Origin of the sequence: Pseudomonas fluorescens, from assembly GCF_902497785.1 — a bacterium.
Classification (GTDB): domain Bacteria; phylum Pseudomonadota; class Gammaproteobacteria; order Pseudomonadales; family Pseudomonadaceae; genus Aquipseudomonas; species Aquipseudomonas fluorescens_BO.
On record NZ_CABVHK010000021.1, the window covers coordinates 115,716 to 139,321 of the forward strand.

Here is a 23,606-nt window from a genome sequence, read left to right on the forward strand (position 1 = left end):
TTATTCCTGATCCAGGTCGGCGCTTTTCTGCGCGATGGCCATGGCCGTGAGGATTTTTCTGTAGCCGGTGAATTCATTGCGCGCATGCACGCTGAGGATGTTGTCGAGAAGCACCACGTCGCCCTTCTCCCAGGCGAACTCGACCATCACGTCGCGATAGATGCCCTGCAGGTGGCGAATAACGTCGTCGGGAATCGCCGTGCCGTCGCCGAAGAAAGTGTTCTGCGGCAGGTCTTGCGGGCCGAATTCGCGCAGCAGGTTGTCGCGAATGCTGTCGGGCAAGGTCAGTGCGTTGAAGAAGGTGGCGTGGTTGAACCAGATGCGTTCGCCGGTCAGCGGATGCCGGACGATGGCCGGGCCGTTTTGCCGGGTGCGCAGGCGATTGCCGGACTTCCACTCGGCCTGGATACCGATTTTCGCGCAGTAGGCTTCGACCTCGCGGCGCTCTTCGCTCTGGAACACCGTTTGCCACGGCAGGCCCATGCCGTCGCCGTAGTTGCGCACGTACATGATGCGTTTGCGCTGGAATTCCTCGTGCACGGCCGGGTCGATGCGCGCGAGGATTTCCCGGGTGTCGCCGAACGGGGTTTCGCCGCCCGTGATCGAGGGCGTGTCGCAGTAGAAGTACAGGTGGCGCGGGAACACCGGCGAATAGGAATGCTCGTTGTGCGGGAAGATTTTCTCCGCCGCCGGGTAATCCGTGGAGCTGTAGATTTTGAACTGGCCGGTAATCTGCGTCCGTGGCGAGGCGCGGAACAGGTACTCCAGGGCACCGTCGGAAATAGCCGCCACGCAGCGGTTGAATTCGCCGATGTCGGCGACCTGAAAACCACGGAACAGAATCACCGCGTGTTCCAGCAGCTTGCTTTCGATCAGCGCGCGATTCTGCGTCGCCCAGTCCACCAGGCTCACACCGGGCACGGCCGGGCGGCACACCAGTGGCATGCTGACGCCGTCGAACATCGGCGCAAAATTCACCAGCCGGGTCGGGTCGGTGGACAGGCTCTTGCGCGCACCGCGACCGATTTTGGCAATGGATTTGCTGGTTGAAACAGTCATGAACCCCTCCAGAAAATGATGGCGGCAGCCGATTGGCGGCGTCGCTATGAATCAGTCCGCCGCGGCCGGCGTGCCACGAATCGCCGAGCGGCGCTTGATCGCCATGGCCCCACCCAACAACGCCTTGCGTTGTTCGTTCAGGCGCACATCGGCGCGGCGCTGCACGTCCGTGGCCAGGTCCAGCAGATCGCTGACCGTCAACTCGTCGGCGCGCAACAACGCGTGCAATACCGCCTCGATTTGTTCGAACAGGCATTCCAGCGTGCTCGGCAAGTACTGCCCGGCGGGTGTTTCGAAACTCAGGTGAATGTGTTCGGCCTCGTTGTAGAACGCGGCGACCATGCCGATCTCGGCGGCCTGGCGTCCGGACGGAAAGTCCTCGACCTGCAGGCCATCCATGGACGGCAAACGACCGACGCCTTCCTGATAAATCAGCTTGATGTCGAACAACGGCGAACGCCCGGCACGACGCGGCAGGCGCAAGGCTTCCACCAGCCGTTCGAACGGCAAATCCTGATGGTCCGAAGCCTCCAGCACCGCGCGGCGACAGGCTTGCAACAGTTGCCCGGCCGCCTGGTCGGCATCCACCTCCACTTGCAGCACTAATTGGTTAACGAAGAAGCCGACCATTTGTTCAAGCTCAATGTGATTTCGGTTGGCAATATCGGTACCGATGCGCACGCGACTGACCTCGGTGCGCTGGCGCAACACCAGGGTGAAACCGGCCAATAGCAGCATGAACAGCGACAATCCACGCTGTTGGGCGAAGTCGCGCAACTGCTGACTCAAGGTCGCACTCAAGGTGAAATGCTGGCTGGCGCCGGCCTGCGCCGGGCGCTGATCGCCATCGGCTGGCAGCTCAAGGACGGTTTGCGGCTGGCCAAGGCGCGCAACCCAGTAATCGAGCTGACGTTGCAGCTCGCCGCCCTGCTCCAGCCAGTGGCGCTGCCATTTGGCGAAGTCTGCGTATTGCACGCCGTGGTGCGGCAACTGCACCACGCCGCCCCGATTCAGCGCCGGATACAGGGCGACGAATTCGTTGATCAGAATGCGGAACGACCAGTCATCGGCGGCGATGTGGTGCACCGTCAGCAGCAGCACGTGTTCCTGATCCGCAACCTGCAACAGCCGCACCCGCAGCAATGGTCCGTGACGCAGATCGAACGGCCGGGCCGCTTCTTCACGGGCCCGTTGCGCGGCTTCGAGGTCCGGCGCCGGCACATGCCGCAGGTCGCTGGCGACGAAATCCAGTGGCAGGTCGGCGTGCACCTGCTGCCAGGTCTGACCGTCGGCCTCGTAGAACGTGGTGCGCAATACGGTGTGACGCTGGACCAGGGTTGCGAAGGTTTGCTCCAGCGCTGACAGGTTCAAATCACCGCGCAAACGCAGGGCGCCCGGCATGTTGTACATCGAGCTTTCAGGTTCGAGGTTCCACAGGAACCACAAGCGCTGCTGGGCGAAGGACAACGGCTGACGTTCGCCGGACAAGTCCGCCACCAGCGCCGGACGCTCGAAAACGCCTGCATCGTGGTGCAGGCCTTGAACCTGCGCGGCGAAATCCTCCAGGCGAGGGTGTTCAAACAGGCTGCGCAAACTCACCGACAGGCCAAGGCGCTGGCGAATCTGCGAGATGATTTGCGTGGCGAGCAATGAATGACCACCCAGCTCGAAAAAGCTGTGCTCACGATCGACACGCGCAACCTGCAACACCTGCTGCCAGATCTGCGCCAGCTCGATTTCCAGCGGGCCTTGCGGTGCCGTGCCGGCCACCGTCTCCCAGACCTCGGGCGCCGGCAGCGCGGCACGGTCGAGTTTGCCGTTGCGGTTAAGTGGCAGCGCGTTCATCACCACCAGTCGCGCGGGGAGCATGTAATCCGGCAGACGCTCGGCCAGTGCCTGACGCACCGTTGCAGTGAGTTGACGCGAGTCGGCGTTCGACGGCGTTGGCACCACATAGCCGATCAGCTGCTTGCCACCGACGCCCTCGTGAACCAGCACCGCGGCTTCGTTGATCATCGGCAAGCCTTGCAGGTGCGCTTCCAGTTCACCGAGCTCGATGCGGAAACCGCGAATTTTCACCTGGTGATCGATGCGCCCCAGGTATTCCAGCGCGCCGTCTTCGCGATAGCGCGCCAGATCGCCGCTGCGGTACAGGCGTGCGCCCGGCGTGGTGGAAAACGGATCGGCAATAAAACGCTCGGCGCTCAGCCCAGGACGCTGGTGGTAGTGCCGGGCAATGCCAGCGTCGCCGCCGATGCACAATTCGCCCACGCAACCGGTCGGCAGCAGATGGCCCTCGGTGTCCAGTACGTACAGCGCCCGCCCCGGCAACGCGCGGCCAATCGGTACGCCGATCCGGTTTTGCGTATCGGCCAGCGAGCACAGGTGGGTGCTGGAGACCACGGTGGCTTCGGTCGGCCCATAAGTGTTGAGCAAACGTACAGCGCCAAGACCGGCGGCGTGCCACAGCTTCAGGCCTTCCAGCGACATGGCTTCGCCGCCGACATGGACCTGACGCAGGCGCCCCTGGTCACGCTGCGGTTGAGCGGCCCATTCCTGAGCCAGCAAGTACCAATAGGCCGCCGGCAAATCGGCGAGGGTCACGCCGTGCTCGATGATCTGCCGGTACAGGGTGTCGGTGTCCCACAGCTCATCACCGCGCAACACCAGTGCCGCCCCCACGCACAGCGGCGGATAGCACTGCTCGACAAAGCCGTCGAAGCTGAACGTGGCGAATTGCAGCACACGGTCGTCGGCACTCAGTTGCGAATACTCCGCCGCAATCACGCAGAACTCGCGCAGTGCGGCGTGGGTCAGGCACACGCCTTTTGGCCGGCCGGTGGAGCCAGAGGTGTAAATCAGGTAGGCGAGGTCTTCGGCACCGGCGAGGTTGATCGGGTTCGCCGTTGAATAGCCGGCCATCGACGCGGCGGTCAGCGCCAGGCGCGGCAGGCCTTCGGGCAACGCGACATCGGCGAGCAAATCCGGTTGCGCCAGCAGCAGGTCGATTGCGCTGTCTTCGATCATGTCGGCCAGGCGCTCGGCCGGGTAGTCCGGGTCCAGCGGCACATAAGCAGCGCCGGACTTGAGAATGGCCATGAGGCTGACGATCATCTGCGCATTGCGTCGCACCGACAGGCCGACCCGTTGCCCCGGCGCCACACCGTGTTCGCGCAGTCGATGAGCGAGCTGGTTCGACCGGGCGTTGAGCTGTGCATACGTCAGCCGTTCATCGCCGGCGATCACCGCCCAGGCATCCGGTGTGCGTGCCGCTTGCTGCTCGAAACGTTGATGCGCCAGCAAAGGGCTGCCCAGCAGCGGCGCGGCAGGACGCGAGCCCAGTAGTACCTGCGCCTGTTGCCGAGCGTCCAGCAGACTGACTGCGCCCAGCACCTGTTGCGGTTGCGAAACGAATTGCTCCAGTACATGCAACAGGTTCGCGCCCAAGCGCTCGATCTGCGCGGCGCTGAACATGGCCTGATCGAAACTGAATTGCACACGCAGGCTGGCGCCGACTTCGATGCCCAGCGTCAGCGGGTAGCTGGTGATTTCGTGATTGCGCAGCGCGCCGAAGGTCAGGCCGGCCGGCGCGCCTTGCTTGAGCGCTTCGGCCACCGGGAAGTTTTCAAACACCAGCAAGCTGTCGAACAGCGCGTTGCCCGGTTGCCCGGCCCAGCCCTGAATCGCGTACAGCGGCACATGCTCGAACTCGCGCAGGCTCAGGTTCAGCGCTTGCAGTTCATTGAGCCACTGGCTGACCGGTTGCGCGGAGTGCGGCGCGGCGATAATCGGCAAGGTGTTGATGAACAGTCCCAGCTGCTGCTCGATACCCGGCAACGGTGCCGAGCGCCCGGCAATGGTCGCACCGAACGCCACGCAGGATTGACCGGTGTAGCGCTGCAACAGCAATCCCCAGGCGCCTTGCAGCAACGTGTTGAGGGTGATTTTTTGCTGGCGGGTGAAATCCGCCAGCCGCTGCATCGCGGCGCTTTCCAGCGTCAGATGATGCTCGCCCATGCCACGGCCCTCGAAAGGATTCGGCAAGGCTTGCGCCAGCAAGGTCGGCGTTTCGAGCGCGGTCAGCGCCTGTTTCCAGAACTGTTCGCCTGCCGCCAGGGGTTGCTGCTGAATCCAGCCCAGATAGTCGCGGTATTGCCCCAGCGGTTTGGCCAGTGTTTGCCCGGCGTAATGCTGAATCACCTCGCCGAGCAACTGCGCGTTGCTCCAGCCGTCCATGAGGATGTGATGACTGGTGTAGATCAGGTGCCAGGCGTTGCCGGTTTGGCGCACCAGCATCAGGCGAAACAACGGTGCGGCATTGAGTTCGAAACCACGGCTGCGCTCTTCGGCGGCCAGCGCATCGAGGTCGATATCGGCGGCCTCGATCACCTGCAATTGCAAGTCGATCTGGCGATGAATCACCTGATGCGCAGCTTCCAGACCCGACCAATGGAAGCTGCTGCGCAGAATGTCGTGGCGACTGATCGCCGCTTGCCAGGCCCGCCCGAAGGCCGCCAGTTCCAGACCCTGGATATCGAGGCGCAGCTGGTTGATGTAGGCCTCGGCCTGTGGCTCATACAGGGTGTGAAACAGCATGCCCTGCTGCATCGGCGTCAATGGATACATGTCCTCGATGGCCGGCGCGGCGACGGGCAGTGCATCCAGTTGTGCCTGAGTGATTCGCGCCAGCGGGAAGTCCGACGGCGTGACCTGCCCCGCCGGTGTGGCGCAGCAGTGTTCAATCAGCGCGCTGAGTTCGTCGGTGTAGGCATCGGCCAGTAGCTGGACGGTGGCGTCGGCGAACATGTCGCGACTGAATCCCCATTGCAGCGACAGTTGCCCGCCATAGACCTGGCTTTCCAGCGTCAGCCAGTTGCCCAGCGGTGCGTCGTCGTCCTGGGCCTGGCCGCCGCTTTCTGCTGCCGGCACGAACAGCGCGTCGTCATCGAACTGGCGGTCGAACTGGCCGAGGTAATTGAAGGTGATGCGCGGTGCCGGCAACCCTCGCAACGCTTCACGCCCGGCCGGATCGCCGAGGTAGCGCAGCAGGCCATAACCCAGGCCTTTATCGGGGACGGCGCGCAGCTGTTCCTTGATCGACTTGATCGAATTCGCCACGTCCGCGTGAGGTTGCAGGCGCACCGGAAACAGGCTGGTGAACCAGCCGACGGTGCGCGTCAGGTCGAGGTCGTCGAACAGGTCTTCACGGCCATGGCCTTCAAGCTGGATCAGTGTCGAGGGCTGCCCGGTCCAGCGGCAGATCACCCGCGCCAGCGCGGTCAGCAGCAGGTCATTGACCTGTGTGCGATAGGCTGCCGGAGCCGTTTGCAGCAGTTGGCGTGTCAACCCGGCGTCGAGCTTCGATTCAATCTTGTGGCCGTGGCGATGCTCCAGGCTGCCTTGCGGATTTTCGCAGGGCAGATCGCGGGCATCGGCGTGTTGCGCCTGCCAGTACGGCAATTGCTGATCCAGCGTGCGGGCATGCGCGTGCAGATGGCTGGCCCAGCGTTGGTAGGCGCCGGTTTTGTCCGGCAACGCCGTGGCGCCACCTTTTGCCAATGTTGCATAGGCCTGTTGCAGGTCTTCAAGCAGCACTCGCCAGGACACACCGTCCACCGCCAGATGGTGCACCGCCAGCAACAGGCGTTGCGTGCCATCGTCGAGGTTGATCAGCAACGCGCGCAGCAACGGGCCGTCGGCCAGATCGAGGCTGCGTTGTGCTTCGTCGCACAGGGCCGTTATTGCGTGTGCCGAAGCGGCGGTGCGCTGCCACAGCCCCGCTGTTTCAACCTGCGGCCCGTGACGCTGCTGCCAGCCATCGACACCCGCGTTGAAACGCAGGCGCAAGGCATCGTGATGATTGATCAGCGCGACCAATGCGGCTTCAAGTGCTTGCGGGTTCAGCGCCTCGCGCGGCGTCAGCAGTAACGACTGGTTCCAGTGGTGCGGCTGCGCGATGGCCTGTTCGAAAAAGTAATGTTGTGCGGGAGTCAGCAGCACTTCGCCGCTGACCGGCCCTTGGACAATGGAATCGCGGCTGTCGAACCCTGCTGCCAACGCCAGGCTGCGCACGGTCTGGTACTGGAACAGGTCGCGCGGGCTGAGGCGGATACCGGCCTGACGGGCGCGGCTGACCACCTGAATGGAGATGATCGAGTCGCCACCCAGCTCGAAGAAGTTGTCTTCAAGGCCCACGCGTTGCAGGCCCAACACGTCCTGCCAGATCTGCGCCAGCGCCGTCTGCATGGCATCTTGCGGTGCGACGAACGCTTGTTGCGGCACTGCGTCCGGTGGCGGCAAGGCCTTGCGGTCGAGCTTGCCGTTGGCGGTCACCGGCAACGCTTCCAGGGGCATCATGTAAGTCGGCACCATGTATTCCGGCAAGCTGCCAAGCAGCCAGGCCTTGAGGGTTTCCGGCCACTGCGGCTCGACTTTATTCAGCACCAGATACGCCACCAGATGCTTGCCGCCCTGCACCAGCACCACCGCCTCGCGCACCAGCGAATGCTGCATCAGCCGGGTTTCGATTTCCCCCAACTCGATGCGCAAGCCACGCAGCTTGACTTGATGGTCGAGGCGGCCGAGGTATTCGATCACCCCGTCGGCACGCTGGCGCACGCGGTCGCCCGTGCGGTACAGGCGCGCGCCGTCATGGAACGGGCACGGCACAAACCGTTCGGCCGTCAGCCCCGGACGTCGATGATAGCTGCGCGCCAGACCGGCCCCGCCCAGGTACAACTCCCCCGCCACGCCTGCCGGCACCGGCAACAACTGCGCGTCCAGCACGTGGGTGCGCAGGTTGGCAATCGGCCGGCCGATGGGCACGCTGTCGGCGCCTTCGTCGACGCAGGTCCAATGGGTCACGTCGATGGCCGCTTCAGTCGGCCCGTACAAGTTGAACAATCCGGCGTTCGGCAGTTTGCCGAACACCTGAAGCTGGGCATCCAGCCGCAAGGCTTCGCCGCTGCAAGCGATGCGCTTGAGACCGGTGCAGGATTCAACGCCCGGCTCGTGGATAAACGCCTGCAGCATCGATGGCACGAAGTGCAAGGTGCTGATGCCGTACTCGCCGATAAGACTGATCAACCGCGCCGGTTCGCGATGCGCGCCCGGCGGCGCCACCACCAGACGGGCGCCGGTCATCAACGGCCAGAAAAACTCCCAGACCGACACGTCGAAACTGAACGGAGTTTTCTGCAACACCGAGTCGCTGCCGTCCAGCCCGTAGGCCTGTTGCATCCAGCATAAGCGGTTGACCAGCGCCGCGTGGCTGTTGCCGGCACCCTTGGGCTTGCCGGTGGAACCGGAGGTGTAAATCACATACGCGAGGTTCAGCGGGTGAACGCAAACCTGCGGCAGGGTTTCGCTGTAACCGTCCAGCCACCCGTGATCGTGATCCAGCGCGATGACTTTGACGCCCTCCGTTGGCAACACGCCCAACAAGGCGCTTTGGGTCAGCAACAAGCCAATCGCACTGTCGTCGACCATGTAGGCCAGACGCTCCGCCGGGTACTCCGGATCGAGCGGCACATAAGCGCCGCCAGCTTTCAGAATGGCCAAAAGACCGATGACCATTTCCAGCGAACGTTCGGCGGCGATCCCCACCAGCACATCCGGGCCGACACCCTGTTCGCGCAGGTAATGCGCCAGTTGATTGGTGCGAGCATCGAGCTGTGCATAAGTCAGCTGACAATCGCCAAACACCAGTGCCGGCGCTTCGGGCGTGCGTTGGGCTTGGGCGTGGATCAACTCGTGCAGACATTGCTCGACGGGATAGATTTCGCGGGTGCGGTTCCAGTCATGCACCAACACTTGCTGCTCATCCGCCGCCAACATCGGCAGCTCGCCGACCCGTTGATTTGAATCGACCACCATCGCCTGCAACAGGCGCGTCCAGTGCTGCGCCATGCGCGCGATGGTCGGTGGGTCGAACAGGTCGCTGGCGTAGGTCAGCGCGGCGTGCAGCGTGCCGGCCTTTTCGTACGTGTCGAGGGTCAGGTCAAACTGGGTGGTGCGCCCTTCCCGTTCGATCGCCCCCAACATCAGACCGGAGGCAGTGCTGATGCTGGCCATGTCCGCGACCTGCGGCTGGTGGTTGTACATCACCTGAAACAGCGGCGTGTGGCTCAGACTGCGCTCCAGTTTCAGCGCTTCAACCAGGCGTTCGAACGGCAAGTCCTGGTGAGCCTGGGCGCCGAGGGCGGTTTCCTTGATCGCGCGCAGCAGGTCGTCGACGCGGGTCTGGCCATCGAGCTGCGTGCGCAGTACCTGGGTGTTGACGAAGAAGCCGATCAGGCCTTCGATCTCGGCGCGGTTGCGGTTGGCAATCGGCACGCCCACACGGATGTCGGTCTGTCCGGTGTAGCGATGCAGCAGTGCATTGAAGGCGCCGAGCAACAGCATGAACAGCGTGATGTTGTGTTTCTGCGCGGCGGCTCGCAGTTGCTCCGCCAGTTGCGGGTCGACGGCGAATTCGTAGCGGCTGCCGCGATAGCTCGGCATGGCCGGGCGCGAATGGTCGGTCGGCAATTCCAGCACCGGATGTTCATCGCCGAGTTGCGCCTGCCAGTACTCGAGTTGACGCGCTTGCTCACCCGCCTCCAGCCAGCGGCGTTGCCACAAGGCGTAGTCGCTGTACTGGATCGGCAACGGCGCGAGTTGCGGCTGCGCGCCTGCCTCGAAGGCGTCGTAGCAACGAATGAACTCGTCGATCAGCACGTTCATCGACCAGCCATCGGACACGATGTGGTGCAGGGTCAGCAGCAGGACATGTTCCTGTTCGGCGAGTTTGAGCAAGGTGACGCGCAGCAGCGGGCCAACCGAGAGATCGAAAGGCAGCACTGATTGCTGCTCGGCCGCGTGGGCGACAGCGCTTTCATGTTCGGTGGCGGGTAATTCGCTGAAATCCACGTGGTTGATGACCAACGGCGCGCTGGCCGGCATTTGCTGCAAGGTGTCGTCGGCCTGACGCTGGAACACCGTGCGCAGGGTTTCGTGGCGTTCGACGAGGCTGGCGAACGCCTGCTCCAGTGCAGACAGGCTCAACCGCCCGGTCAGACGTACCGCGCCCGGCAGGTTGTAGGCGCTGCTTTGCGCATCCAGTTGCCAGAGAAACCACATGCGTTGCTGGGCATACGACAGTGCCTGGCGATCCTCGGCCTCGACGCCGGCAGGGATCGGAAACCGGGCGAAATCAATACCTTCCTTGTGCAACGCCGCGAGGAACATCTGGCGCTTTTCCAGGGGCAACCCGATAAACCGGCGAGCAAGTTTCAAGGAGTCTTCAGCATTCATTTCTAAGCATCCGGATCAGTGGCGGGAAGCACAAAGGCACGTCGTCCCTATAAAACGAATGCAGACCGGAAAAATTAGCGAATGGGAATTTGTGTCAGGAGGGAGGTGAGCCTCGGTCTGAGGGCCGCTGAAAATCATTGTGGGAGCGAGCTTGCTCGCGATGAGGCCATCCCAGTCAACGTTGAATGTAAGACCGCTATCGCGAGCAAGCTCGCTCCCACAGGTATCGGGTGAAATTGGAGATCTGTTTAGCTGGCAGCCATCAATCCATGCCGGCGACGGTGAACCTCGAGCTGTTCCTTGATCACCCGCAACACCTTGGCTTCGTGCTCATGGATGAAAAAGTGCCCGCCGGCCAGCATGTCCACGGAAAAGCTGCCGTGGGTTTCCTTGCTCCAGCCGATCAGTTGCTCGGTGGTGGCGCGGTCGTCTTTGCCGCCGAGCACGTGCACCGGGCATTTCAGCAAGGGCCGCTGGATCGGCGCGTAGCGACCACACAGCAAGAAATCCGCGCGCAGGATCGGTAGCGTCAGGCTCATCAGCTCTTCATTGGCCAGCACGTCCTCGCTCGTGCCGTTGAGGGTGCGCAGCTGTTCGATCAGCTCGGCATCGGTTTTCGGATCGGCGAAACCCTGGTCGTAATCGGCACGCAGAGTCGGCGCGGCGGTGCCGGAGGCGAACAGCGCCACGGGTTCCGGGCAACCCAGCGAGCGCAAGGCATGGGCCAGTTCACAGGCGAGCAAGGCCCCAAGGCTGTGGCCGAACAACGCGTACGGCGCCTTGAGCACAGCTTTCTGTTCTTGAGCGAGTTGCAGCGCCAGCCGTCGCATGTCGGTGTGCAGCGGCTCGCCGAACCGCGCGCCACGGCCCGGCAGTTCCACCGGCTGCAGCGTCAGCCACTCCGGCAGTTTGCGCCGCCAGCGGCTGTAGACCATGGCGCTCGCGCCTGAATAGGGCAGGCACAGCAATGTCAGCTGGGTCACCGGGCGTACCTCAAATGTTGTCTGTAAAAGAGAACGGATGAGGCTCGCCGGGAATTAGTAATGCGCAGAATCCCCCTGTGGAAGGAAATCCCCCTGTGGGAGCGAGCCTGCTCGCGAAAGCGATGGATCAGCCAGCTTCTGTTTTGAATGATCGACCGCTTCGCGAGCAGGCTCGCTCCCACATTGGAGATCTCTATTTCAAGTGGCGATAGCTTTGGATGGCGGAACCCAGCACCACCGCCCCCGCCGCAATCGCCACCCAAAACCCGCTGCGCGCGCCAAACGCATCCACCAGCCAGCCCGAGCTGGCCGCGCCAATCGCCACGCCAATGCTCAACCCGGTCACCAGCCAGGTAAGGCCCTCGGTCAGTTTGGCCGGCGGTACGATGCGTTCCACCAGGGCCATCGCCACGATCAGCGTCGGCGAAAAAAACAGCCCGGCGATGAACACCGCCAGCGACAGACCGAGAATGTTGCTCGCCAGCAGCAACGGCAAAGTGGTCACCGCCGTCGCCACCCCGCCGTACAGAAACAGGCGCGGCAACGGCACTTTCGAGCGCAGCGCGCCGAAGGCCAATCCGGCCAGGCACGAGCCGATCGCATACACCGACAGCACAATGCTCGCCGCCGCCGGTTGCCCCTGCTGCTGGGCGAAGGCAACGCTGACGACATCGACCACGCCAACGATGGTGCCCAAGGCGATCATCAGCAGCACCAGCAACTGGATCTCGCCGGAGCGAATGATCGAACCTTGATGGTGTTCCTCATGGGGATGAATCGCCGGTTCAGTGGCCCGTTGCAGCACAAACGCCGTGACCCCAATCGCCAGCATGAGCAACGCCGCCAATGGCCCGGCCTCGGGAAACGCCACCACGCACAAGCCCACCGACACCGGCGGCCCGACGATAAAACAGACTTCGTCGAGCACTGATTCCAGGGCGTACGCGGTTTGCAGCTGAGGTTGGCCGCGATAGACCTCGGTCCAGCGCGCTCGCACCATCGCCGACATGCTCGGCATGCAACCGGCCAGCGCGGCGAATACGAACAACGTCCAGTGCGGCGCCTCAAGTCGGGTACACAACAACACCATTAACAAGGCCCCGCCACCGATCAGCGCCGACACCGGCAAGATCCGGCGCTGGCCGAAACGGTCCACCAGTCGCGAGACCTGCGGTGCGCAAAACGCCGTGGCCAGCGCAAACGTCGCCGCCACCGCGCCGGCCAGTCCATAGCCACCTTGCAGCTGCGAGAGCATGGTGATCAGGCCGATGCCGGTCATGGAAATCGGCATGCGCGCGATCATCCCGGCCAGTACAAAGGCTCGGCTGCCCGGGGCCTGGAACAGTTCGCGATAGGGATTTGACATGGTTCGCTCTCGACAAGGGTCTGCACGTTGCCATAAGGCTGAGTGATGGGAAAGAGGGCAATTGTTAGGGGAATGTGAAGGGCTTCAGGATCAAAAGATCGCAGCCTTCGGCAGCTCCTACGTAAAACGCGATCGCCGTAGGAGCTGCCGAAGGCTGCGATCTTTTGATATCACTTGCTGAACTCTCCCCCGCCCAAACCAGTCATCTGATCAAGCCCTCACCTCAAGGCGCTAACGCTGATGCAGATTTCCCTCGACCAACAAGTCGCCCTGATCACCGGTGCCAGTTCGGGCATTGGCGCAGGTGCTGCCAAAGCCCTGGCCGCCGCCGGTGCCGCCGTGGTGATCAACTACAACTCCCAGCCAGCTCCCGCCGAGGAACTGGCCCGGCAGATCAACGCTGAAGGCGGTCGCGCCATCGCCATCGGTGCCGACGTTTCCAACGAACAGGACGTCGAGCGGCTGTTCGCGCAAACCCTTGAAGCCTTCGGCTCACTGGACATTCTGGTCGCCAATTCCGGCTTGCAGAAGGACGCCCCTGCCGTGGACATGAGCCTCGCCGACTGGAAGCAAGTGATCGACGTCAACCTCACCGGTCAGTTCCTCTGCGCCCGCGCCGCCCTGCGGATTTTCAATCAACAGGGCATTCGCGAAGGCGTGTCCCGCGCCGCCGGCAAAATCATCCACATGAGCTCAGTGCACCAGCGCATTCCCTGGGCCGGGCACGTCAATTACGCCGCGTCCAAGGGCGGCATCGACCTGTTGATGCAAACCCTCGCCCAGGAGGTCAGTCACCAGCGCATCCGCATCAACGGCATCGCGCCGGGGGCGATTCGTACCGCAATCAACCGCGCAGCCACTGAAGGTGAAGCGGCTGAAGCACTGCTCAAACTCATTCCTTATGGCCGCATTGGTGATGTCGAGGACATTGCCAATGCAGTGGTGTTTCTCGCCTCAGATGCCTCCGACTACATCGTCGGTACCACGTTGTTTATCGACGGCGGCATGAGCCTTTATCCGGAGTTTCGCGGCAATGGCTGATCATCATTCCGAACGACAAAGCGCCATCGACGCCCACGGCATCATCGGTGACATGCGCAGCGCGGCGCTGGTCAACGACAAGGGCAGCGTGGATTTTTTCTGCTGGCCGGAGTTCGACAGTCCATCGATTTTCTGCTCGCTGCTGGACACCCCCGAGGCCGGTATTTTTCAACTGTCGCCGGACCTGCCCGACGCTCGCCGCGAGCAGATTTACCTGCCTGACACCAACGTGTTGCAAACTCGCTGGCTCAGCGACAGCGCGGTGGTCGAGGTCACTGACCTGCTGCCAATCGGCGACAGCGAAGATGATCTGCCGGTGTTGATGCGCCGGGTCCGGGTGGTCAGCGGTCGTGCGACCTTTCACATGCGTTGCGCCGTTCGCCATGACTACGCCCGGGCAAAAACCGGCGCGCGCATGGATGAAAACGACGTGACGTTCGAGGCCGCCGATCAGCCCTCCCTGCGCCTGTCTTCGGATCAGGTTTTGCGGGTCGATGGCAATGCGGCGGTGGCCGAGTTCACCCTGGATCAGGACCAGAGCGCGCAATTTCTGCTGGGCGGCATCGACGATCCGCGATTCAAGGAAGGCGGTGCCGCGTTATGCCTGGAGCGCACCCTGAAATTCTGGCGCGACTGGAGCGCCCAATCCAACTATCGCGGGCGCTGGCGGGAAATGGTCAATCGCTCAGCCCTTGCGCTCAAGCTACTGACCTCGCGCAAACACGGCGCAATCCTCGCGGCGGCGACCTTCGGCTTGCCGGAAACGCCCGGCGGCGGACGCAACTGGGATTACCGGTATACCTGGATCCGCGACGCCTCGTTTACCGTGTATGCGTTCATGCGCCTGGGCTACGTCCAGGAGGCCAACGACTACATGCGCTGGCTGCGTGGACGGGTCAGCGATTGCCACGGCAAGCCGATGAAACTCAACATTCTCTACACCATCGATGGCCGTCAGGAACTACCGGAAACCGAACTCTCGCACCTGTCCGGGCATGGCGGCGCGACGCCGGTGCGCATCGGCAATGGCGCGTACGATCAGGTTCAACTCGACATCTTTGGCGAATTGATGGACGCGGTGTACCTGGTCAACAAGTACGGCGACGCCATCTCTCATGAAGGCTGGAAACATGCGGTGGAAGTGGTCGATCAGGTCTGCGAAACCTGGCAGCAGAAGGATGTCGGCATCTGGGAAATGCGCGGCGAGCAGCATCATTTCCTGCACTCGCGATTGATGTGCTGGGTCGCGCTGGACCGGGCGATCCGCCTCGCCTCAAAACGCTCCCTGCCCGCCCCGTTCGCCCGCTGGGACCAGACCCGGCAAGCGATCTACGCCGACATCTGGGACAACTTCTGGAATGAAGAACGCGGGCATTTTATCCAGCACATCGGCGGCATCGCACTCGATGGATCGATGCTGTTGATGCCGCTGGTGCGCTTCGTCAGCGCCAAGGATCCACGTTGGCTTTCGACCCTCGAAGCCATCCAGAAAACCCTGGTGCGCGACGGCATGGTCTACCGCTATCGCAACGACGACGCGCGGATTGACGGCCTCGACGGCACCGAAGGCGCGTTCGCCGCGTGTTCGTTCTGGTATGTCGAATGCCTGGCCCGCGCGGGTCAGGTGGAAAAGGCCCATCTGGAATTTGAACAACTGCTGCGTTACGCCAACCCGCTTGGATTGTATGCCGAAGAATTTGATAGCCACGCGCGGCACCTGGGCAACACGCCACAAGCGCTGACGCACCTGGCACTGATCAGCGCGGCGAGTTTTCTCGATCGGAAATTGAGTGGGGATAAAAATACCTGGCAGCCGTGAGACCGCATCGCCCCCTTCGCGAGCAGGCTCGCTCCCACATTGGCACGCGGTCAACTGTGGGAGCGAGCCTGCTCGCGAAGAGGCCATCAGCCGATATGCTTCCCTTACAGGCTCAATGGCTAAAGCTGCGGCAGCGGGTGTAGGCCACGCTCCGGAAGATATTAAAGCATGACCGAATCGGCTGAAGTGCTGACCGAAAACCGCTCGCGATAGGCCTGCGGTGTTACGCCCATGGCCCTGAGAAAACTGCGGCGCAGGGTCTCTTCGCTGCCAAACCCGCACTGCATCGCGACCCGTTTGATCGCAGTGCCAGTGTCGCTGAGCAAACGTCGCGCCGTTTCGACCCGGATCAGTTCGATGGCCCGCGCGGGCGTTTGGCCGGTATCGGCTCGGTAGTGACGGACGAAGCTGCGCTCGCTCATGCCGGCCTGTAGCGCCAGGGTCGGGATGCCCAGGTCCATGGTGAGATTTTCGCTGATCCAGGCATGCAGGTCGTCGAAACGACTGCCCTCCTTCTGCAACGACAAAGTCACGCTGAATTGCGACTGCCCGCCGGGCCGCTTCAAAAACACCACTAATTGCTGCGCGACTTCCAGCGCCATGTTGCGCCCGAGGTCTTCCTCGACCATGGCCAGTGCGAGATCGATTCCGGCGGTCACTCCGGCCGAGGTCCACACCGGGCCGTCATTGATGAAAATCGGGTTGGGCTCGACCCGCAACCGTGGATGCTGCTGCGCCAGTTGCTCACATCGGGTCCAGTGCGTGACCACCCGCCGACCGTCAAGCCAGCCACTGGCGGCCAATAAAAATGCGCCAGTGCACACCGAGGACACCCGCCGGCACCCCGTCGCCTGTTCACGCACCCACGCCACTAACGCCTCATTCTCTGCCGCCGCATACACACCCCAACCGCCAGCGATGATCAAGGTGTCGCTGCTCTCCTCGGGTAAAGGTTCGGCAATCAGCGCCAGCCCCGCCGACGACAGCACCGCCCCGCCGCCACTGGCAATCACCGTCGGCGCGTAGGGCGCAATCAAACCTTTCTGACGGGCAATGTCGTTCGCCGAAGCGAACACCTGCAACGGCCCGGTAACGTCGAGCAGTTGCACGTTCGCGAAGGCAAGCACATGAATGGTCTTGGGCATGATTGGCGTAATTCGTGGGGTAATTGGCGTATGCGCCAAATCCTACGAGCCTACAGTGGACTCGTCTACCACTTAACGAGAAAACACCATGGCGCTGCAGATCGGTTTTCTATTGTTTCCTCAGGTTCAGCAACTCGACCTGACCGGCCCATACGATGTGCTGGCCTCCCTGCCGGACGTGAAAGTACATTTGATCTGGAAGGATCTGCTGCCGGTGACCGCCAGCACTGGCCTGGTGCTGAAACCGACCACCACCTTCGACGATTGCCCGCCGCTTGATGTGATCTGCGTTCCTGGCGGCAGCGGTGTCGGGCCGTTGATGGAGGATGACCAAACGCTCGCCTTCATAAAGGCTCAGGCGGCCAATGCGCGATATGTCACGTCGGTCTGCACCGGTGCCTTGGTGCTCGGCGCGGCAGGCTTGCTCAAGGGCAAACGCGCCACCACGCACTGGGCTTATCACGAATTGCTCAAGCCGCTGGGGGCAATCCCGGTGAACGATCGGGTGGTACGCGATGGCAATCTGTTCACCGGCGGCGGGATCACCGCAGGGATCGATTTTGCCCTGACCCTGGCCGCTGAATTGTTCGATAAGGACACTGCGCAATTGGTGCAATTGCAGCTGGAATACGCGCCGGCACCGCCGTTTGAGTCGGGAAGCCCGTCGAGCGCGCCCTCGTCCGTTCTGCAGGAAGCCAATCGGCGGGCGGCGCAGTCGTTGCAGCAGCGGACACTGATCACTGAGCGGGTCGCGGCCAGAATGTAACTGCCGATCTTTTCGCCAGACGAAAAAAAACCCGCCAGAGGCGGGTTTTCCCAAGACCATTGTCGACTCCCTGTCGGTAGCGAATCCTTGCTGATGGTCGATCATCCGTGATCCTGAAGCGCTTCCTGTGCTTCAGTTGATGTGGCCAGATTACGCATCGGATCCAATGTGCAACAGACGACATAGCTACCAACGCGTGTAAGACATTCGCTATAACCGCCCTTCCGAAAACCCTTAGACGCCTCAGGCACCGACCCTGCGAGCCGCGAGTTATGGGACTCGCAGCGCTTAATCTTTCTGTTGCTCGCGGGCCTTGGCGCTGGTTTTCAAAAACTCTTCAATGTTGTTCATCTGCTCATCCCAACCGCGACTGTCCATGCGGAACGCCTTGAGTCGGCGCGTCTGGGGAATGTGGTCGAACCCGGACTCAGTGACTCTGAGCAAAGTGCCCTCATCCATGTCTTCGAGCTCGAACTTCACCAGCGTGGTGGGCTCCTGGGAATAATCAACCTCCGGCTCTACGGCATACGGGTGCCAGCGAAATGAAAACACCCGCTCCGGCTCAACCCGCTCTACCAGAACATTCCACAGCAAGTGCTCATAACCGGGGTAGGTGATTTGCCCCTGAGTCCACTCGCCGGCGACAAAACGCTTGCCTTCCAGCGCCACGCCAAACCATTGCCCGAACGCCTCGGCATTGGCGATCACACGCCACACGTGCGAACGCGGGGCTTTGAGCAAAATCTTTCTTTCTATGCGATCTGATCCAGGGTTCATAAGTCATCTCCTGTATTGAACAGTAGGCCTGTAAGACCACAAGTCCAACCCTAAAGTTGTATCGATGGAGGATCTATTGTCGTTTTTTGTCTTAAGCCAGCCGTCAATTTGATCGTACGAACCTGAAGGCGCTGTTCAACGTCCAGGCGTCAAACAATACTCGCTAGACTTGCACCGCCCACTCATTTCCCCACTCACAGCGAGATTCCCATGCACCCACGCTTGTTCCTGGCGCTGACGCCTTTGCTGTTCACCACCCTGGCCCATGCCGCCGAATGCGACACCGCCACCGACCAGGCCTCGATGAATCAATGCGCGGCACAGCAGAACAAGGCGGCGGACAAGGAGTTGAATGCGCTTTATCAGCAGATCACGGCGCGCTTGAAAGGCAGTCCAGACAGCAAGAAGTTGTGGGTCGGCGCGCAGCGGGCGTGGATTGGATTTCGCGATGCCGAGTGCAAGTTTTCGGCGTCAGGGGTTGAGGGCGGCAGTGTTTATCCGCTGATCTACAGCAACTGCATCACGGCGTTGACCAAGGCGCGGGTGGAGACCTTCAAGGATTATTTGAAGTGCCAGGAGGGGGATATGGGTTGTCCGGTGCCCGGGCAGTAAGTTCTCGATTGTTTTTCCGGGCCTCTTCGCGAGCAAGCTCGCTCCCACAGTGGATCTACGGTGTGATCACGATTGTGTGAACATCACTGAACCCTGTGGGAGCGAGCTTGCTCGCGATGGCGTGAGATCAGTCGCCGCTGCTACCGGACAAAAATCTGCGCCGTGGTAATCGCCATGTCTCCGCCCGGCAGTTTGATGTTGCCAATCTGCTTCATGGTGTCCGGATCGAAAATCGCCACATCGTTAAATGTCCCGGCGAGGTAGATCTTGCTGCCGTCCTTGTTGAAGGAAATGCAGTAGTAGGAATGATCCAGCGTTGCCGCCTGCAGCATCTTCTTCTCTTTGATGTCGTACTTGGCCAGGCGGTTAAGCACACCAAACATCAGGTTCGGATCCTTCGGCGAGCGCATGCCGCTGAAGTAGATTTCCGTCAAAGGTCCGAAGTCCGTGGTTTCGGTCTTGCCGGTTTTCAGGTCGACGCTGAACAAGCCGTAGAGGTATTCGGCGGTAGCGGGGTCCTGTTTCTTGTCTTTGAATTTCGCCGTGGTGTAAAGCAGCGAGAAGTCGTGGCGGTACGTCTGTTGGTTCCACACATAAAGCACGTCCGGCGCGCTGTAGTTCGCCCGCTTCCAGTGACGGCTGGGAATCAGCACGTCGAACTTGCCGGTTTTGACGTCGACCTTGTAAACGTCCGCGCCGGCCACGTATAGCGTGCCGTCGTCGCCACTTTGCATGATGGTGAGCTGCCGTGGTGCCGGGAAACTGCGCACGGGTTTAGCGTCCAGACCGGCGTCGGTAGCGTAGACATCCAGACGCGGCTGCTGCACTTCATAGCGATCGTTGAGCATCAGCGTCGGGTTGGCAATCGCGAACAGCTCTTTGCCGTCATGGCTCAGAGTGAAGGCGAACATCGACTTGGCTTTCTCCCCCGGCTTCTGGGTGATGCTGGCGTGGAACACCTGCTTGCAGCTGTCCAGCTCGACGCCGTAGACGTCCGCGTAGTGGTTGTTCAGCACGTAGGCGGTCTTGCGATCCGGTGACATCTGCACGCTGCCGGGACCAAAAGCGTCCGGCATCTTGCAGGTCTTGAACAGAGTGTCCGTGGCCAGGTCGATGACGTGCAGGTTGTTCGGGTAATTGGTGGTCACCATGTATTCGTGACCCGCTTGCAGAGCGGTATTTTCATCGGCCAGAACACTGAGCGAACAGGCACTCAGGACGGCGAAAGCGGCCAGGCCGCAGGCTTTGGTGCGAAGCATGCTGGAATCCTTCTTCTGTCCGATTATTTGTCTTTTGGAAAGACAGTCCCGAGGTTGCGCCAGTTGTCATTGGACGCCTGGGCATCCTTGTTCCAGTCCGGGTAGGTGCTCATCATGTCGGGCACCTGGGCTGGCCACCAGCAAGGGTCGGAGCAGCCGTAGAGGTCAGCTTCCATCGGCTGGCACAGCGACGACACACCGCCAAACGCATCGATTTCCCAACCCGGGTCGGTGGTCGAGGCGCAACCCGCCACAGAGCTCATCGCCACCACTTCTTCGATACGGTTTTCGGCCGCGGCTTCATCGAGTTTCAACGCTTTATTATTGATTGCCTTGAGATGTTTCATATCAGTGAGCCTTGCGCGGAGTGATGTAGCTGCTGATAAACGCAGGGTTGTGAGCCATGATCCGGGTGTAGACCTCGATGCCGAAATCGACCCAGTCACGCATCAGTTCGCAGTAGTGATAGGTCGGGTGGGTCGGGTCGCCGTAACGGGCGTAACTCTCGTGGTAGCAACCACCGGAGCACAGGTTGCGGATCTGGCAGTCCTCGCAACCGGTGTTGGTGCGATCCAGGCGCTGGGACAGGAAGTCATTCAGTTCCACCTGTTTCACGCCGCTGTGTACGTTGCCGAAGGTCGGCAGCGACGAACCGGTAAAGCGGTGGCACAGGTTCAGTTCACCCTTGTGATCCACCGCCAGCATCTTCAGGCCCGCGCCGCATGGCAGGGCTTTTTTGTGGCCTTCGTGGATGTCGGTGATCAACTGATGAAGGTTGGAGAAGCCGATGTTGCGGTGTTCCAGCGCAGCTTCCAGATACCGCCGACCGAGCTTTTTCATGTTGGCGAACACTTCGATCAGCTCGTCGCTGGTCAGGTTGAACGTGCTGATGTCGCCCGAGGTCACCGGGGCAAAACCGACTTCGGCAAAACCCAGTTCGTTGAACAAGTGATCCCAGATGGTTTCAACGTCGGTGACGCCGGTGGTCAGGGTGACCCGCGCGCCAACCGGGCGGCTGTTGTAGCGCGACAGCAGCATCTCGGCCTTGCGCCGCACGACGTCGTATGTGCCCTGCCCGCCCACAGTGATGCGGTTGCGGTCGTGCACGGTTTTCGGTCCGTCGATACTCACTGAAAGCCCGAAACGGTGAGCATTCAGGTAATCCACCGTCTCTTCGTTGAGCAGCGTGGCGTTGGTGGTCATGACGAACTCGACGAACTTGCCGGCCTCGCGAAAACGCTTCTCGCAATAGTCGACCATGTACTCGATCAGTTTGCGATTGCTCAGCGGTTCGCCGCCGAAAAACACCACGGTGAAACGCTCTTCGTCCGGGGATTCGCGCAGCAGCATTTCCACTGAGGCGATGGCGGTTTCGACGTCCATTTTCTTGCCGGCGGACGGTTTGTCGAGGTCTTCCTTGTAGCAGTAGGTGCAGCTCAGGTTGCAGCCGGTGTTGACGTTGAGCACCACGGTATTGATTGCCGTGCGCTCGACCCGCTTGGTGCCGATGTCCGGAGTCAGCGGCGAACCGTCGCTGACCAGTTCCAGAGACATCAACTCACGCAGGGTTTCGGTGATTTCTTCACCGTTGAAGCGAGCCGCGAGTCGCTGGATCAGGTCGTCCGACGAGCAACCGGGACCGCGCAAGGTGTCGATGATGGTGCCAGTCAGCTCATCGCTGGCAAACAGCGAACTGCTGGGAATGTGGAACAACATGCGATCGGCATCGACGTGCACTTCGTGCAGGTTCCGCTCGACCAGATTCAAAATAGCGCCCATTGCAACCTCCTGTGCAGACCCCGTTTCACGGGGCCTGCGGTCATTCCGAAAAGTGTCTGAAACGGTGAACGGTCAGCCAACTCATGGAATGGGTGGATTGTTCCAGCGTTGCACGGTGACGATCATGTGGCCCTCGCCGGTCAGGGATTTCCCTGCGTCGTCGACGGCGGCGATCACCTTCAGGTTGCCGGCATTATTGGTGGACATTTTGCGCTGCGGGTTCGGTCCGGCATCGCCCGGGGTGAACACGCCGCTGTCAGCCTGCATGGTGCCGGCGAACTTGACGTCCTCGTCTTCCTTGGCGCGATCGTCGAAGGCGGCGACCGACCACTGCGCCGGGAACACGCCGATGCGATACGGCTTGCCGTCAGCGCCTTTGCCCCAGGCTTCCGCATCGAAACGACCCTGGACTTTCGGCGTCGAACCGCCGCCACCGCCGATCCGCGCCACGGAAAATTCGGGCACGACTTTGACTTCGGCGATCTTGCTGTAGACCGCCAGGGTCGGGCCTTTCAGCGTACCGACGGTGACGTTGCGCAGGCCCGGTTGCGCGTTGGCGGCCGCCTTGAGCTTGACCTTGATTCGATCAGCGCCTTGCTCGACCACTTCGACCACTTCCACGCCTTTGCCGAAGTTCGGTTTGCCGCTCAGTCCACTGCCGATCAGGGTGACTTCGGTTTCGGCGCCCGCCTTCAGATAACCCGGTTGCACCGCGAGCAAACGACTGCTCCCTTGTTTGGCAGCGACGAAGTCAAGGCCGCGCTCATCGTGCTCGGCCTCGAACATGCGGCCCTGCATGGCATTGCCTTGTGCGGCGAACACCTGACGCATGGTGACGCCGTCGATCGTGACGTTGCCGCGCCATTCGTAACCGGTGTAGAGAATCGCGCTGCCGTCGCCATTGAACGGCGAGCCATCGGCGTATTGGCCTTTGACGCCGACCTTGAACGTGTCGTCGCCATCCGCGACGACACTCATCACCCCGGCCAGTTCGCCTTTACCCGGCAAGTGCCCGCTGAAGCTCCAGTCACCGACAAATGCTTCAGCTTTCGGCGCGTTGCCCAGCCATTTTTTCCAGGCCGGGTTGTCCAGCGGATAACGCTTGGCCAACAGCGGCACCATGTCTTTGCGGGCGAGGTCGAACCAGTCGCGGTCGCGAGACAACGCCTGATATTCCAGTGACGGCCATTGGCCGAGGTGGAAATTGACCAGATGCTCCCATTCCCGGGCCGGACGCCGTTGCAAGGCAACCCGCGCACCGGAGTGGCAACGCCCGCACATCTGGCTGGTCTGGTCGTCGAATTTCTCGACGGTGTTGAGTCGGCGCTCCAGCGCATAACGCACGCCATCGGTCTCGCTTGGCGCCAGGCCCTGGGTGTCGGCCAGGTATTTGACCAGGGTGCGGCGGTCGTCATCGCTGATCTGCAAACCGTGCATGGTCTGCATCCGGGCGATGCTCATCAGCCAGCCTTCCGGGGTCTTGCGCTGGTGGCTGATACGGCTCAGGGCGTTATCGGCTTCAGGGGTGTGACAGCCCTGGCAGGTTTCCTTGAGGATGGTCTGGGCGTCGCGGGCGGCCAGGCTGTCAGGCGCATGCAGCGCCATACAGGCGGCCACGGCCAGCAGACTGACGCTCAGGCCTGATCGGAGTTTTCTCTTCATCAACGTCGAACCTCGCACGGTGCTTTCTTATTTTTGTGGCTTAT

14 protein-coding genes are annotated in these 23,606 nt (G+C 61.7%); 4 read left to right on the forward strand and 10 right to left on the reverse strand.

The features are described from left to right. The 4 genes from F8N62_RS26790 to F8N62_RS26810 form a co-directional block, all read right to left on the reverse strand. Positions 1–1,059: a TauD/TfdA family dioxygenase gene (locus F8N62_RS26790; protein WP_150713491.1), complete on the reverse strand. Its 1,059-nt coding sequence runs from the start codon at positions 1,057–1,059 to the stop codon at positions 1–3. 51 nt (positions 1,060–1,110) lie between these two features. Beyond that, on the reverse strand, positions 1,111–10,353 hold the full coding sequence (locus F8N62_RS26795; RefSeq protein WP_150713492.1) for a non-ribosomal peptide synthetase: 9,243 nt from the start codon (positions 10,351–10,353) through the stop codon (positions 1,111–1,113). A 248-nt stretch (positions 10,354–10,601) separates the two neighbouring features. Then, on the reverse strand, positions 10,602–11,336 hold the full coding sequence (locus F8N62_RS26805) for a thioesterase II family protein (RefSeq protein WP_150713493.1): 735 nt from the start codon (positions 11,334–11,336) through the stop codon (positions 10,602–10,604). 193 nt (positions 11,337–11,529) lie between these two features. Continuing rightward, a complete protein-coding gene (locus tag F8N62_RS26810) occupies positions 11,530–12,702 on the reverse strand; it encodes an MFS transporter (RefSeq protein WP_150713494.1) in 1,173 nt (390 codons plus the stop codon). Positions 12,703–12,942: 240 nt separating this feature from the next. Between F8N62_RS26810 and F8N62_RS26815 the strand changes: the two genes are divergently transcribed. Further along, complete coding sequence (locus F8N62_RS26815; RefSeq protein ID WP_150713495.1) at positions 12,943–13,743, forward strand: glucose 1-dehydrogenase; 801 nt, start codon at positions 12,943–12,945, stop codon at positions 13,741–13,743. Next, positions 13,736–15,562 (forward strand): glycoside hydrolase family 15 protein, encoded by a 1,827-nt coding sequence (locus tag F8N62_RS26820; RefSeq protein ID WP_150713496.1) that lies wholly within the window; start codon positions 13,736–13,738, stop codon positions 15,560–15,562. Before F8N62_RS26815 ends, F8N62_RS26820 begins: the two co-directional genes overlap by 8 nt. Before the next feature lie 161 nt (positions 15,563–15,723). Here the strand turns inward: F8N62_RS26820 and F8N62_RS26825 are convergent, their stop codons facing one another. After that, on the reverse strand, positions 15,724–16,707 hold the full coding sequence (locus F8N62_RS26825) for a GlxA family transcriptional regulator (protein WP_150713497.1): 984 nt from the start codon (positions 16,705–16,707) through the stop codon (positions 15,724–15,726). A gap of 88 nt (positions 16,708–16,795) precedes the next feature. On the opposite strand from F8N62_RS26825, the gene inhA reads away from it, so the two are divergent. After that, positions 16,796–17,473: an isonitrile hydratase gene (gene inhA / locus F8N62_RS26830; protein ID WP_150713498.1), complete on the forward strand. Its 678-nt coding sequence runs from the start codon at positions 16,796–16,798 to the stop codon at positions 17,471–17,473. A gap of 288 nt (positions 17,474–17,761) precedes the next feature. Here the strand turns inward: inhA and F8N62_RS26835 are convergent, their stop codons facing one another. Beyond that, positions 17,762–18,250, reverse strand: a complete 489-nt coding sequence (locus F8N62_RS26835; protein WP_150713499.1) for an SRPBCC family protein — start codon at positions 18,248–18,250, stop codon at positions 17,762–17,764. Positions 18,251–18,460: 210 nt separating this feature from the next. Between F8N62_RS26835 and F8N62_RS26840 the strand changes: the two genes are divergently transcribed. Beyond that, positions 18,461–18,862 (forward strand): lysozyme inhibitor LprI family protein, encoded by a 402-nt coding sequence (locus F8N62_RS26840; RefSeq protein WP_150713500.1) that lies wholly within the window; start codon positions 18,461–18,463, stop codon positions 18,860–18,862. A gap of 140 nt (positions 18,863–19,002) precedes the next feature. On the opposite strand, the gene peaD is transcribed toward F8N62_RS26840, so the two are convergent. The 4 genes from peaD to peaA all read right to left on the reverse strand — a co-directional run bounded on the left by peaD (position 19,003) and on the right by peaA (position 23,562). After that, on the reverse strand, positions 19,003–20,121 hold the full coding sequence (gene peaD, locus F8N62_RS26845; protein ID WP_150713501.1) for a quinohemoprotein amine dehydrogenase subunit beta: 1,119 nt from the start codon (positions 20,119–20,121) through the stop codon (positions 19,003–19,005). Positions 20,122–20,144: 23 nt separating this feature from the next. Then, positions 20,145–20,468 (reverse strand): quinohemoprotein amine dehydrogenase subunit gamma, encoded by a 324-nt coding sequence (qhpC, locus tag F8N62_RS26850; RefSeq protein WP_008027961.1) that lies wholly within the window; start codon positions 20,466–20,468, stop codon positions 20,145–20,147. Position 20,469: 1 nt separating this feature from the next. Further along, a complete protein-coding gene (peaB, locus tag F8N62_RS26855; protein WP_150713502.1) occupies positions 20,470–21,900 on the reverse strand; it encodes a quinohemoprotein amine dehydrogenase maturation protein in 1,431 nt (476 codons plus the stop codon). Between the two features lie 81 nt (positions 21,901–21,981). Continuing rightward, entirely contained in the window at positions 21,982–23,562 is a 1,581-nt protein-coding gene (peaA, locus tag F8N62_RS26860; protein ID WP_150713503.1) for a quinohemoprotein amine dehydrogenase subunit alpha, read from the reverse strand. Between the last annotated feature and the right edge of the window lie 44 nt (positions 23,563–23,606).